General features: G+C 59.0%; 16 protein-coding genes. 11 read left to right on the top strand and 5 right to left on the bottom strand.

The genetic code is table 11. The features are described from left to right. Positions 1-35 precede the first annotated feature (35 nt). From Q0864_RS04485 to Q0864_RS04475, 3 genes are all read right to left on the bottom strand, one after another. Entirely contained in the window at positions 36-1010 is a 975-nt protein-coding gene (locus Q0864_RS04485; RefSeq protein WP_298566545.1) for a DUF3179 domain-containing protein, read from the bottom strand. A 97-nt stretch (positions 1011-1107) separates the two neighbouring features. Further along, entirely contained in the window at positions 1108-1743 is a 636-nt protein-coding gene (locus Q0864_RS04480) for a peptidylprolyl isomerase (RefSeq protein WP_298566543.1), read from the bottom strand. After that, a complete protein-coding gene (locus tag Q0864_RS04475) occupies positions 1736-2236 on the bottom strand; it encodes a peptidylprolyl isomerase (protein WP_298566541.1) in 501 nt (166 codons plus the stop codon). Before Q0864_RS04475 ends, Q0864_RS04480 begins: the two co-directional genes overlap by 8 nt. Before the next feature lie 162 nt (positions 2237-2398). On the opposite strand from Q0864_RS04475, the gene Q0864_RS04470 reads away from it, so the two are divergent. The 10 genes from Q0864_RS04470 (at position 2399) to Q0864_RS04425 (ending at position 11393) form a co-directional block, all read left to right on the top strand. Beyond that, positions 2399-3589 (top strand): phosphoglycerate kinase, encoded by a 1191-nt coding sequence (locus tag Q0864_RS04470; RefSeq protein WP_298566539.1) that lies wholly within the window; start codon positions 2399-2401, stop codon positions 3587-3589. 174 nt (positions 3590-3763) lie between these two features. Continuing rightward, positions 3764-3889, top strand: coding sequence for a hypothetical protein (locus Q0864_RS04465; RefSeq protein WP_298566537.1), 126 nt, complete (start codon positions 3764-3766; stop codon positions 3887-3889). After that, complete coding sequence (locus Q0864_RS04460; protein WP_248363384.1) at positions 3886-4056, top strand: hemin uptake protein HemP; 171 nt, start codon at positions 3886-3888, stop codon at positions 4054-4056. Before Q0864_RS04465 ends, Q0864_RS04460 begins: the two co-directional genes overlap by 4 nt. A 224-nt stretch (positions 4057-4280) precedes the next feature. Beyond that, positions 4281-5174, top strand: a complete 894-nt coding sequence (locus tag Q0864_RS04455; protein WP_298566535.1) for a fructose bisphosphate aldolase — start codon at positions 4281-4283, stop codon at positions 5172-5174. A 198-nt stretch (positions 5175-5372) separates the two neighbouring features. Further along, on the top strand, positions 5373-6605 hold the full coding sequence (locus Q0864_RS04450) for a Hint domain-containing protein (RefSeq protein ID WP_298566533.1): 1233 nt from the start codon (positions 5373-5375) through the stop codon (positions 6603-6605). A gap of 200 nt (positions 6606-6805) precedes the next feature. Continuing rightward, positions 6806-7108: a septum formation initiator family protein gene (locus tag Q0864_RS04445; protein WP_298566531.1), complete on the top strand. Its 303-nt coding sequence runs from the start codon at positions 6806-6808 to the stop codon at positions 7106-7108. A 170-nt stretch (positions 7109-7278) separates the two neighbouring features. Beyond that, entirely contained in the window at positions 7279-8268 is a 990-nt protein-coding gene (gene pdhA / locus Q0864_RS04440) for a pyruvate dehydrogenase (acetyl-transferring) E1 component subunit alpha (RefSeq protein WP_298566529.1), read from the top strand. A gap of 23 nt (positions 8269-8291) precedes the next feature. Continuing rightward, positions 8292-9656 (top strand): pyruvate dehydrogenase complex E1 component subunit beta, encoded by a 1365-nt coding sequence (locus tag Q0864_RS04435; protein WP_298566527.1) that lies wholly within the window; start codon positions 8292-8294, stop codon positions 9654-9656. A gap of 12 nt (positions 9657-9668) precedes the next feature. Next, on the top strand, positions 9669-10958 hold the full coding sequence (locus Q0864_RS04430) for a pyruvate dehydrogenase complex dihydrolipoamide acetyltransferase (RefSeq protein ID WP_298566525.1): 1290 nt from the start codon (positions 9669-9671) through the stop codon (positions 10956-10958). Positions 10959-11057: 99 nt separating this feature from the next. Beyond that, complete coding sequence (locus Q0864_RS04425; RefSeq protein WP_298566523.1) at positions 11058-11393, top strand: carboxymuconolactone decarboxylase family protein; 336 nt, start codon at positions 11058-11060, stop codon at positions 11391-11393. A 256-nt stretch (positions 11394-11649) separates the two neighbouring features. Here Q0864_RS04425 and cysE read toward each other — a convergent pair whose 3' ends face one another. Further along, the gene (cysE, locus tag Q0864_RS04420; RefSeq protein WP_298566522.1) at positions 11650-12453 is read right to left on the bottom strand and encodes a serine O-acetyltransferase; all 804 of its coding nucleotides are present in this window, start codon (positions 12451-12453) and stop codon (positions 11650-11652) included. A gap of 85 nt (positions 12454-12538) precedes the next feature. Here cysE and Q0864_RS04415 point away from each other — a divergent pair, with 85 nt between their 5' ends. Continuing rightward, entirely contained in the window at positions 12539-12877 is a 339-nt protein-coding gene (locus Q0864_RS04415; protein WP_298566521.1) for a TraR/DksA C4-type zinc finger protein, read from the top strand. Here the strand turns inward: Q0864_RS04415 and Q0864_RS04410 are convergent. Further along, complete coding sequence (locus tag Q0864_RS04410) at positions 12858-13169, bottom strand: hypothetical protein (protein ID WP_298566520.1); 312 nt, start codon at positions 13167-13169, stop codon at positions 12858-12860. The genes Q0864_RS04415 and Q0864_RS04410 overlap by 20 nt on opposite strands. Position 13170: the final 1 nt, after the last annotated feature.

The raw sequence follows: 13170 nt of genomic DNA, 5'->3' as shown, positions 1-13170 counted from the left end.
GGTTACCTCTGCCGCGCGCCCATGGGCGTAGCAACCTAGCTGCCCAGCATCCAAGTGCCGTCTGGCCAAAAGGCATGAAACGCGAAGGCAAACAGCACATCATGCGCCACGTTTTGCCCGTTTGCGTCATGCACCCGGATCGTGCCCACGTCACGCCCCTTCGAGATGCGCGTCGTGTCCAAAGCCGAAGCCTGTCCCGCGGTCCAACTGATTACCACCCCGGCTTCGCTGATCTTGCCCTCTTTCGACAGGCGCGCGACGGGCCACGCCCGGTCGCCTACACGCACCACGCGCGCCAGTGCAGGAACGCCATGCGGCGGGTTTTCTCCTGTGAAGAACGGGTATGGTCGGTCACGACTGTCATACCCAGCATAGGGGTTTTGACCGTAGGGCCGGCCTGTGCCGGGTTGCTCCATGACCTGCCCATCTGGGTTACGGCGGGCGAATTCGGCCCAGCTTTCCATCCAGGCGGGCAGCTGATCGAGCTGGGTGCCACTGTAGGTGCCAACGATCCCTTCACCGATTGCTTGTTGCCACCAGCTTTCCGTTTCGCGGTCATACATGACCATATCGGAGTTTCTGAGCTTGCCCGTCACGCCGAAGGAAAGCGTTTTCCCCGCGACCCTGCGGTCAAACACCATGCCTGAATTGCATAGCGGACAGAAGGTCACGGCCACCGGTGTGTCACCGACCTGATCATTGACGATCTCGTGCCATGTCAGATACCGCAGGGGATAGGCGCGCGGCACTTCGCCCGACATCTCAAGCGTGATGACCGGTTCGCGCGGTGCCAGCCTTGCTTCGTCCTTCACCGGAAGGAACGCGGGGTCTGACAATGCGGGGATGCCATCGCGGCCGGGACCACCGGACAGGATTTCGGCCCAGTTCTCAACCGTGGTTTGGGCGAAGTCGGTCTTTGGAAACTCGTTTTGCCAAAAGCGCGGCTCGGCGCGCAAATCCTGCGCCCATAGCCCTGTTGCGATGGCCAGCAAGGTCAGGATGATACGCATGGGGCCTCTCCTTTCAGCCGTGTCAGAGATATTCTGACAGAGAAAGAAGAGGCCCCATAGCCCCCCTCACGGGGGTTTGAGCAAACGTGCGCGCGCTTTAGTCCAGAACGCGCACCGATGTCATCACGTCCGGCGTGCCGATCACGGCGCCATTGGGTCCTTCGCCACGTTTGATCGCCTGAACCACATCGAAGCCGTCTGTCACATGCCCGACAACGGTGTATTGACCGTTCAGGTTGGGACTGGGGGCGAACATGATGAAGAACTGGCTGTTGGCCGAGTTTGGATTTTGCGAGCGCGCCATACCGACAACGCCTGCAACAAACGGTTCCTGCGAGAACTCGGCTGGCAGGTCCGGATAGCTCGATCCACCCATGCCCGCGCGGCCACCATTGCCGTCAGCCTTGCCAAATTCCACGTCGCCCGTTTGCGCCATGAAGCCTTCGATCACGCGGTGAAACACCACGTTGTCATACGCGCCATCCTTGGCAAGCTGCACAATACGCTCCGCATGTTGCGGGGCCAGATCAGGGCGCAACGTGATGACGATGCGGCCTTCCGCCTCGCCTGCGACGCTGATTTCGATCTTCGGTGCGTCACCAAGCGCCACTGTGTCCACCTCGGGCGGTGTCGAGGGCAAGAACGTATAGATCGCATACCCGACGACAATTGCCACACCGGCCAGAAAGGCGGCCAGAAAGGTCCTCTTTTCACGGCGTGTGCGTTCAGTCATCAGCAGCCACCTTGACCGAGATCATCACATCAGGCTCCGCTGGCGGCTCGCCACGGGTGATGGCGTCGACATGCTCCATCCCCGACGTCACACGCCCATAAACGGTGTATTGGCCGTTGAGGAAATGGTTGTCCTTGAAGTTGATGAAAAACTGGCTGTTGGCCGAATTTGGATCCGCCGAACGTGCCGCCCCCAAAGTGCCACGGTCATGCGGCAGCTTTGAAAATTCGGCCGGAAGGTTCGGCAGCGACGACCCACCCGTGCCCGCGTGGCGCAGGGTCATCGGGTCTTTGCCGTTGGCCACGTCGCCGGTCTGCGCCATGAAACCATCAATCACGCGGTGAAAGACAACGCCATCATAGTCGCCCGCGCGCGCCAGTTCTTTCATCCGCTCGCTGTGTTTGGGGGCCACATCGGGCAGCAGTTCGATCACCACTGTGCCGCCTTTAAGCTCCATCAGGATGGTGTTTTCGGGATCTTTGTAATCGGCCATTTGGGCCTCCTGTTTGTCTATCGGTGACTTGGGTCAATCGCCCGCCAACTTATGCGCGCTTTGGGCAAGATGAAAGAGGTCACAGGCGCATTTTCGCCCCCAAACCCGTTGACCCCGGCCCCCTTTTAATGTGCAACTGCCCCGTAGCAGATGGAGAGACAGATGGCCTGGAAAACACTTGATGATTTGGATCTAGACGGCATGGTTGTGCTGACGCGCGTGGATATCAACGTGCCGGTCGAAAATGGCCAAGTGACGGATGACACCCGCATTCAGCGCATTCTGCCCACCATCCGCGACATTTTGGACGCCGGCGGAAAGCCGGTTCTGCTTGCGCATTTTGGCCGCCCCAAAGGGCAGCGTGTGCCGGACATGTCGCTGTCCGTCGTGCGCCCGGCACTGGAAGCCGCGTTGGGATGCCCGGTAAAATTCGCCGAGGATTGCATCGGCGGACCCGCCAAGAAAGCGGTTGCCGGATTGGAAAAAGGCGATGTGCTGCTGCTGGAAAACACCCGGTTTCACGAAGGTGAAACGAAGAACGATGGCGGGTTCGCGGCCTCGTTGGCGGCGTTAGGCAATGTTTACTGTAATGACGCGTTTTCGGCCGCCCACCGTGCCCATGCGTCCACGGCTGGGCTGGCGCATTTGTTGCCCGCCTGTGCAGGTCGTTTGATGCAAGCCGAACTGTCTGCTCTGGAAGCCGCCCTTGGCGACCCTGAACGCCCGGTTGTGGCGGTTGTTGGCGGGGCAAAGGTCTCGACCAAGCTCGACCTGTTGGGCAATCTGGTCAAACGGGTTGATCATTTGGTGATCGGCGGCGGTATGGCCAACACGTTTCTTGCCGCCCGGGGCATCGAAATCGGCACGTCGCTGGCAGAACACGATATGGCCGATACAGCCCGCGAAATTCTTGAAAAAGCCGACGCGGCAGGGTGCGAAATCATCCTGCCCAGCGATGTGGTCGTGGCGCGCGAATTCGCGGCGGGCGCTGCGCATGAAACCGTTGCGGTCGATGCCTGCCCTGCAGACGCCATGATCCTTGATGCTGGTCCCGAAACCGTGGCGCGCATCACCGCGGTTTTCGAGACCGCCCGGACGCTGATCTGGAACGGTCCCTTGGGCGCATTCGAGATTGAACCCTTCGACGCAGCCACAAACGCCGCCGCGAAGGCTGCGGCAGAGCTGTCTGCCGCGGGCAGGCTGACATCGGTTGCCGGTGGTGGTGACACGGTGGCCGCCCTGAACAAAGCAGATGCCGCGAAAGACTTCACATATATTTCGACGGCGGGCGGGGCTTTCCTTGAATGGATGGAAGGGAAGGAATTGCCGGGGGTTGCGGCCCTGGGCGACTGACCGACCACTCATCGAACCAATGGAACCCGTGCCCTGAAAAGGCGCGGGTTTTTTTTGGGCAGTATCGGGTTGACAGTTACCTGAGTGTTTTAGTAGGAAATAAACGTCAGCCAGTCGCAATCGCGATCAGCCGGAGACCTCAGGGCAACCGCCCTTCCGTGCAGGAGCGCGACAATGACCGATCCGACCAAGGGTCCTTTTCTGGCCCGAACCGATTTGACACTCTCCCTCCCCATCCTGTCTGGCCTGCGATCACTGGCCACATGGATCGAGGCGTGCCTTGAAGGAGACCACACATGACCGCCCCTCTGACCAGCTCGGCCTTTGACGGTGCCAGCCAGACCACCCCGCCACAGCACGACGCGCTGGCGTTGACCGGATCGGGGCGCAAAGCCCAAATTGTGCTCAATGACATGGTCTACACACTGACCATCACGCGGGCCGGCAAGCTGATCTTGACGAAATAGCAAGACGGCGCAGCGCGTTTCAGCCCACGGTCCAACCATCCGTTGCGCGCCCACCAAAGCACCGGAAGCAAGACCCGGAGCAATCGACCCCGCGGCCCCCAATTTCGCCCGCGGGTGTGATCGGGGGCACATTTCAATCTGCGGCGTTAGCGCCAGCAGAATTGCAAGGGTTGGCACACTCCCTTAGAACAGTGGAAATTCACCCAGATCAAAACGGGACCGACATGCCAAACCAAGCACAAATGGAACAAATCAAAGCCGGCCAAGGCTTCATTGCAGCCCTTGACCAGTCGGGCGGTTCGACCCCGAAGGCCCTGCGCCTGTATGGCATCGAAGAAGATACCTATTCGGGCGACGCGGAAATGTATGACCTGATCCACGCCATGCGGTCACGCATCGCGCAGGCCCCTGCATTTACGGGCGAGAAAGTCATCGGCGCCATCTTGTTTGAAATGACCATGGACCGGACAATCGCTGGCAAACCGACGGCGACCTTCATGTGGGAAGATCGCGGTGTGGTGCCTTTCTTGAAGGTCGACAAGGGGCTGGAAGCAGAAGTGAATGGTGCCCAGCTGATGAAACCGATGCCCGATCTGGATGCGCTCTGTGACCGCGCCGTGAAGGCCGGCATTTTTGGCACCAAGATGCGATCCGTCATCAACGCGGCCAATGCCGATGGCATCAAAGCCAACGTGGCGCAACAGTTTGAAGTCGCAAAACAGATCATCGCCCATGGCTTGGTGCCGATCATCGAGCCTGAGATCAACATCTCGATCCCTGACAAGGCGGCCGCGGAAGACTTGCTTCTGGCCGAGTTGAAAGCGCATCTGGACGCGCTTGCGGAGGATCAGACGGTGATGCTGAAGCTGACGCTGCCCGAGACACCGAACCACTATAAGGCGCTGGTGGATCACCCACGCGTCGCCTCTGTCGTGGCATTGTCGGGTGGCTATTCCCGCGCTGAAGCAAACGCGCGTCTGGCGAAAAACGCCGGTGTCATCGCAAGCTTCTCGCGCGCTTTGACAGAAGGCTTGTCCGCGCAGCAATCGGACGACGAATTCAACGCCACCATCGCCGACACGATCGACAGCATCTATCAAGCCTCAATCGCGGGCTAATCTGGCAAACACCTAAAAAGCGCCCGTAGCCTTCGCTGCGGGCGCTTTTGTTTTGCCTGCCCTGTTCAGCTGATCGCATCGCGGCGTCACCGCCCTGTGCAGGTGCCTCGCGTCGGTTGAATTTTACCTTTCCCGTAAAACCCTGCATAATCATGAGACGTCGAGTACCAGTTCGCAACTCAATGAAAGGCCGATTGTATGGCCAGCACACTTCTGGGCGGCATCTCGATCAACGAAGTTCTTGTTGATCCCAATGGCGCCAACAATTTCGACACGGATGGCAGCGGTCGCGCCCGTGGCGGAGACGAATTCATTGAGCTGATCAACACCTCCAATGCCGCAATTGATATATCCGGATTGGAACTGTGGGATCAGGGCCGGGACAATTGGTTTACCTTCCCGCCCGGCACAGTCTTGCAACCTGGCGCTGTCGCGGTGGTCGTTCGCAACGTCCAGAACGGTGGCAGCCTGCCCAGTGTGTCCGGCGACAACCTTGCCTTCGACGCAGACTACGGCAGCGGGGTCTTCAACAATAACGGCGACAACATTGTCGTCTACGACCCCAACAATGATGAATACATTCAGGCGACCTATAACGGTGACACGGCAGACGACCCCGTCAACGGGTCTGGCTATTCAGGGTTCTCCAGCACCGCCACCCAATCGGGCGTTACCGAGGATTTCGGCAACGATCAGGACGGGTTTTCAATCCAGCGCACATCGGCGGGGTTCAACAATGGGCTAACGCCAACCCCCGGCACGGACATCGTTTGCTTCGCCTCGGGCACGGTGTTGCAAACCCCGCAGGGCTTCACCCCTATCGAACACTTGCGCACAGGCGATCTTGTGAACACGCTGGATCACGGGTGGCAGCCTATTCGCTGGATATTTGCCCGGCGTGTCACGCTGGCAGACTTGCGCGCCGACGAACGGCTTCACCCGATTGCCATCAGCACCCGGTTTCTGGGCTTGGCCGACCCGACCCCGCCGCTGCGCGTGTCTCGTCAGCACCGGATCATGATCTGCGGGGCCATTGCACAACGCATGTTCGGCGTGCCACAAATTTTGTCCGCCGCCAAAGATCTGCTTGGATCGGACGGCATTGAGGTCGAAGTCCCCAAGGCAGAGTTTTACTATTTCCACATCCTGCTGGACGACCATCAAATCCTGAATGCAAACGGCATCGCCGCCGAAAGCCTGTATCTTGGACCCGAGGCACTGACGGCGATGACACCAGGCGCGCGCGAGGAGTTGCGCATCCTTTGGCCCAGCACGGCAATCGCGCCTGTGGCCGTGCCCCAAACGCCATCCCGCCAACTGCACCACGGCGCGCGCGTCAGAACATTGGTCAAACGGCACATCAAGAACAACAGAGTTATCCCATCCGCCTTCGCCGGCAAGCAGGCGCACCCCCTTCAGCGCAGTCCTTGACCAAAGCGGCGACGGGTCGCGACGATCCTGCGGCATTCCCGCGTCATACGACCCAGATCGCGAACACCCGGCGAAGCTTCGCCTTTTTCTGGCAATCGATTCGTTTTGGGGATTCACAAGGCGAATCGCCTATGACATAGTGTCCTTGCACCGTTCACCAAGAAACGGGCAAGAGGCAGTACAGTACAGACAGGAAGCCTATGGGCGCACCTCGTGCACAAACTGGTTTTGGTGGAATAATCTACTTCGTCGTGATCGTTGGTCTCGGCCTGTATTTCACGTTTGCCAGTGTGCAGGGCGACTATGGTCTGTTCCGTCGTGTGCAGATCGAGGCTGAGACGCAAGCGCTCTTGAAAGAACGTGATGCGCTCTCGGCCGAGATTGCGGCGATGTCAAACCTGACCCATCGTCTGTCTGATGACTATCTGGATCTTGACCTGCTCGACACGCAGGCCCGAGAGGTTCTGGGCATGGCCCGCGCCGACGAAGTCATCCTGCGCTGATCCCCCTTCGCAACTGATCCTGGCAAGCCACGGGGCTTGCGCAATTTGCAATGCAGCTTTCGCTTGGGCGCATCAAGTTTTCATCGACCTGAAACGACAAAAACTGTATAAGCTAGTTTAACACTAAACTACCCCCGGAACACCAGCTGACGCCAAGAGGAGGACGCCATATGGCCACCCGGAAAAGCAACAAGAAATCAAACACATCCAAAGAAGAATTGCTCGAATTCTACAAAGAGATGTTGCTTATTCGACGATTCGAAGAGAAGTCCGGCCAGCTCTATGGCATGGGGCTGATCGGTGGCTTCTGCCACCTCTACATCGGACAGGAAGCTGTCGTGGTTGGACTGGAAGCCGCCGCGCAGGACGGTGACAAGCGAATAACGTCTTATCGCGATCACGGTCACATGCTGGCCTGCGGGATGGACCCGAAGGGCGTCATGGCCGAATTGACGGGCCGTGAAGGTGGGTATTCCAAAGGCAAAGGCGGCTCGATGCACATGTTCTCGAAAGAGAAGCATTTTTACGGCGGCCACGGCATTGTTGGCGCGCAGGTGCCAATTGGCACCGGATTGGCCTTCGCCGACAAATACCGCGAAAACAGCAACGTGACCTTCACCTATTTCGGGGATGGCGCAGCCAACCAAGGTCAAGTCTACGAAAGCTTCAACATGGCCTCACTGTGGCAGTTGCCCGTGATTTATGTGGTTGAGAACAACCAATATGCCATGGGCACTTCGATGCAGCGATCAAGCTCGACACCCGATATCTACAAACGCGGCGAGGCATTTGGCATCCCCGGCGAAGCGGTAGACGGCATGGACGTGCTGGCGGTGAAGGAAGCCGGTTTGCGCGCCACCGAACACTGCCGGGCCGGAAAGGGACCGTATATCCTTGAGATGAAGACCTATCGCTATCGCGGCCATTCGATGTCGGACCCGGCAAAGTATCGGACCCGCGAAGAGGTCCAGAAGGTGCGCGAAGAACGCGACGCGATCGAGCATGTCCGCGAACTGCTTTTGCAAGGCAAACACAGCTCCGAAGATGACCTGAAGGCCATCGACAAAGAGATCAAGGCAATCGTGAACGACGCCGCCGAATTCTCAAAAACCAGCCCCGAGCCCGCGCTTGAAGAGCTGTGGACCGATATCTACGCCTGATCCCGGACAGAGGAGACCACAAAATGGCTACTGAAGTATTGATGCCCGCCCTGTCCCCCACAATGGAAGAAGGGACTTTGGCGAAATGGCTTGTGAAAGAAGGCGACCAGGTTGCATCCGGCGACATCCTGGCTGAGATCGAAACCGACAAGGCAACGATGGAGTTCGAGGCCGTCGACGAAGGCACCATCGGCAAGATCCTTGTGGCAGAAGGCACGGAAGGCGTGAAAGTGAACACGCCCATCGCGATAATGATCGAAGAGGGCGAAAGCGCCGATGACATCGAAACGTCAGCCCCGGCATCTGACGCCCCTGCCCCTGCGCAAGCAGAGGCACCCGCCCGCGCCGCAGCACACCCCGTCACGCCCGTGATCCCAGCCGAAGCGGACATACCCGCCGGCACGGAAATGCGCTCAACGACCGTGCGCGAGGCCCTGCGCGACGCGATGGCCGAAGAAATGCGCCAAGACGACACGGTGTTCCTGATCGGCGAAGAGGTCGCAGAATATCAGGGCGCCTATAAGGTCAGTCAGGGCATGCTGGATGAATTTGGCGCCAAGCGGGTGATCGACACACCGATCACCGAACACGGCTTCACCGGTCTTGCCGCCGGGGCGGCCATGGCTGGCCTGAAGCCGATTGTCGAGTTCATGACTTTTAACTTCGCCATGCAGGCGATTGACCACATCATCAACACAGCCGCCAAGACGCGCTATATGTCGGGCGGCCAGATGTCCTGTCCCATCGTCTTTCGTGGCGCGAACGGTGCCGCCGCCCGTGTCGCCGCGCAACACAGCCAGGACTATGCGGCGTGGTATGCACAGATCCCGGGCCTGCATGTGGCAATGCCCTATTCGGCATCAGATGCAAAAGGGTTGCTGAAATCGGCTATTCGCGACCAGAACCCTGTCGTTTTCCTTGAGAACGAGCTTCTCTACGGGCAGGCCTTCGATGTGCCCGTGCTTGACGACTATACCGTCCCCTTCGGCAAGGCACGCATCTGGCGCGAGGGGGATGATGTGACCATCGTCAGCTTCGGCATCGGTATGAAATATGCGCTTGAGGCCGCGGACGCGCTGGCAAAGGACGGCATTTCGGCCGAGGTCATCGACCTGCGCAGCTTGCGCCCGCTTGACAGCCAGACCGTGATCCAATCGGTCATGAAGACCAACCGCTGCATCACGGTCGAAGAAGGTTGGCCCGTCGCGTCAATCGGCAACCATATCTCGGCGGTTTTGATGCAAGAAGCCTTTGATTATCTGGACGCACCGGTGATCAACCTGACGGGCAAAGACGTCCCCATGCCCTATGCCGCCAACCTTGAAAAGCTTGCGCTCGTGACAACGAAAGAGGTCATCGACGCCGCCAAAGCTGTGACCTATCGGTAAGGAGACACTGACATGGCAACCGAAATACTGATGCCCGCCCTGTCCCCGACGATGGAGGAAGGCACGCTGGCCAAATGGCTGGTCAAGGAAGGCGACGAGGTCGCGTCGGGCGATCTTCTGGCCGAAATCGAAACCGACAAGGCCACAATGGAGTTCGAAGCGGTCGATGAAGGGATCATCGGCAAGATCCTTGTGGCTGAAGGCACCGAGGGTGTGAAAGTGAACACCGCCATCGCGATCATCGTCGAGGACGGCGAAGAGGTCGGCGACGTGGCCGCCAGCGCACCCGCAGCGCCTGCTGCTGCCGAAGCCGAGGCCGCTCCCAAAGCGGTTGAGGCAGCGGCACCTGCCAGCGCCGCCCCTGCCCCGCAAGCCGCTGACGGCACACGTATTTTCGCCTCGCCTCTGGCGCGCCGGATCGCGGCGGATAAAGGTTTGGACCTTGCGCAGATCAAAGGCTCTGGCCCCAAGGGTCGGATTGTCAAAGCCGATGTGGAAGGCGCGACGGCAACCGCACCTAAAGCAGCACCTGCCGCCGCCGGTGCACCTGTTGTGGCGGCGCCTGGGCCTTCGGTCTCGTCCGACGCCATTGCTGCGATGTATGCGGGTCGCGCGTATGAAGAGGTCAAGCTGGACGGGATGCGCAAAATCATCGCCGCCCGTCTGACAGAGGCCAAACAGACCATCCCGCATTTCTATCTGCGCCGCGACATCCAACTGGATGCGCTGCTGGCCTTCCGGGGCCAGTTGAACAAGCAGCTTGAGGCACGCGGCGTGAAGCTGTCGGTGAATGATTTCATCATCAAGGCCTGCGCGATTGCGCTGCAACAGGTGCCCGACGCAAACGCCGTTTGGGCCGGTGATCGGGTTTTGAAGATGAAAGCCTCGGACGTGGCGGTTGCCGTCGCGATCGAAGGTGGTTTGTTCACACCGGTTCTGCAAGACGCAGAAATGCGGTCCTTGTCCAGCCTGTCGGCCCAAATGAAAGACCTGGCCACCCGCGCGCGTGACCGCAAGCTTGCGCCGCACGAGTATCAGGGCGGCAGCTTCGCCATTTCAAACCTTGGGATGTTCGGCATCGACAATTTCGACGCCGTGATCAACCCGCCGCATGGTGCGATCCTCGCGGTTGGCGCCGGTGTGAAAAAGCCCGTGGTCAACGCAGAGGGCGCGTTGGGTGTGGCAACGGTCATGTCGGTTACCCTGAGTGTTGATCACCGGGTCATTGACGGTGCACTGGGCGCAGAGCTTCTGACCGCGATCAAGGACAACCTTGAAAACCCGATGTCGATGCTGGCGTAACGTCACATTCGAAATGTGCAATCTATTGACATGGCTCAAGGCGGGCATTTCTGTCTTGAGCCATTTGCTTTTCCAACAACATAACTTTCGGAGAACACAATGGATTTCAAAGCCCTACTTGACGACACAAGCGCCAACACCGACAGCTTTCGCGCTGTTCAGCCCGAAGCTGCCAAAGGGTTCGTGACGATGCATCGCGCGGCGATGGGTGATGGAGTCCTGTCGACCAAGCAAAAAGAGCTTCAGTGCATCGCCATTGGCATCGCCAAACAGTGCAATGACTGCATCGGGTTTCACGTGCGGGCGGCGATCAAAGCAGGTGCCACACGCGAGGAAGTTGCGGAAACCGTGTCGGTGGCGATCATGATGGGTGGCGGCCCCGGCTATATGTATGGGTCGCGTGCGCTTCAGGCTTTCGACCAACTGTCCCAATAAACAGTCCACCAGACAAAACAAAAGGGCGGCGCAATCGCGTCGCCCTTCGTCATCTTGCGGGTGTATCACCCGGCTTTGGCGTGTCGGTTACCCGGCAACGGCGACAAGGAAAAGGGCTGAAAAGCCAACAACCGTCGCAAGCCAAATCTGTTTCATCTCGGATCTCCAATATTGGTTCCACGGCTCCGTATAGATGAAGTCGCCGAATTAAAACATTGATCTGAAGCAAGTTTGCGGTTTTCCGCCGACCCGAGGATTATTGTAGAAGCGTCTGGTCCATTTCAAGCGATGGACAATCGCACCCCGCTTCGCCAACAATGCGCGCAGGCACTCCCGCGACGGTCTTGTTGCACGGCACATCCTCCAACACGACAGACCCCGCGGCAATTCGTGAACAGGTGCCAATCTTGATATTTCCCAGCACCTTAGCGCCTGCACCGATCAGCACACCATCACCAATCTTGGGGTGGCGGTCTTCGTCTTCTTTGCCGGTCCCGCCAAGCGTCACGGAATGCAGCATCGACACGTTGTCGCCGACCACCGCCGTTTCGCCGATCACGATCGAATGGGCATGGTCAATCATGATGCCCTTGCCAATACGCGCACCGGGGTGGATGTCGATTCCATAGACCTCGGAGCAGCGCATCTGGATGAAATAGGACAGATCCTTTCGCCCTTTCTTCCACAAGTAATGGCCAAGCCGGTAGGCCTGCATCGCTTGGAAACCTTTGAAGAACAGGATCGGTTGCAACATGCGATGACAGGCCGGGTCACGTTCCAACACGGCCCGGATATCCGCACGCGCTGCATCAGCCAGCGCGGTGTTTTCAGCATAGGCTTCGTCCGCGATTTCGCGCAGCAACACCATGCTCATCTCGTTCGAGCTCAGCTTGGCTGCAAAACGATAAGACAGCGCCTTTTCCAGTGACCGGTGATGCAGCACACAGGCATGTATCAGACCGCCCAAAAGCGGTTCATCTGCCACGGCTTTGTGGGCTTCGTGTGAAATCCGATCCCAGACCGGGTCTATCTCGGTCACGATCGCGCGCGTTTCGGCCATACCTGTTCCTTTCGTTGAACGCTCTGCATACACCAGATAGGGTCGAAGTTCAAAATGCAAAGCCGTGATCGCCGAGATATCCAAAATGAATGACCCAACCAAAGAAGTCTTCCGTCTCAGGCTGTTGAAGGCTTTGGAAAAACTGGGCAAAGAGGACGCGCTTGGCGCGGAGGGTCAGCAGATCGTTCAATTGGATCAACAGGCTGTTGGCCGGCTCAGCCGGATGGACGCCCTGCAGAACCAAGCGATGGCCAAAGCAACGGCCGCGCGCCGCGCGACCCAGCGCCGGCGCCTTCACGCAGCCCTTGCGCGTCTAGAAGATGGCGAGTTCGGCTATTGCGACGATTGCGGTGACCCGATCCCGGCAGCCAGGCTTGACCTTGATCCCTGTGCCTGCAAATGCGTCAGTTGCGCGACCGGCTAAGCCGCGTTTTCCGATCGTGACGGGCCTTCAGTGCGGCAAAAACCGTTAGCATGCAGTCGACATAGTCGGGGTCGCTTTGCATTGGCTCGGCCCGGCGCGCCAGCGACATTGCCACGGCAGCAAGGCTCCCGTTGCCCCAGTTTGGGTGAGCATAACCCAGCGTCTTGCGATACCTGTCTGCCGCCTCGGCGCGATGCAGCATTTCAAGCATCGCGCCGGGTCGTTTTGCGACAGGCATCGCCAGCAGGGCACAGGCGGCCGCGGCAATGTCTCCGGGCAAGAGCGGCCGCACG

This window comes from uncultured Aliiroseovarius sp., from assembly GCF_947497285.1.
GTDB lineage: Bacteria > Pseudomonadota > Alphaproteobacteria > Rhodobacterales > Rhodobacteraceae > Aliiroseovarius.
The sequence above is the reverse complement of the archived record's forward strand: the minus strand, read 5'-3'. Positions and strand labels throughout refer to the sequence as shown.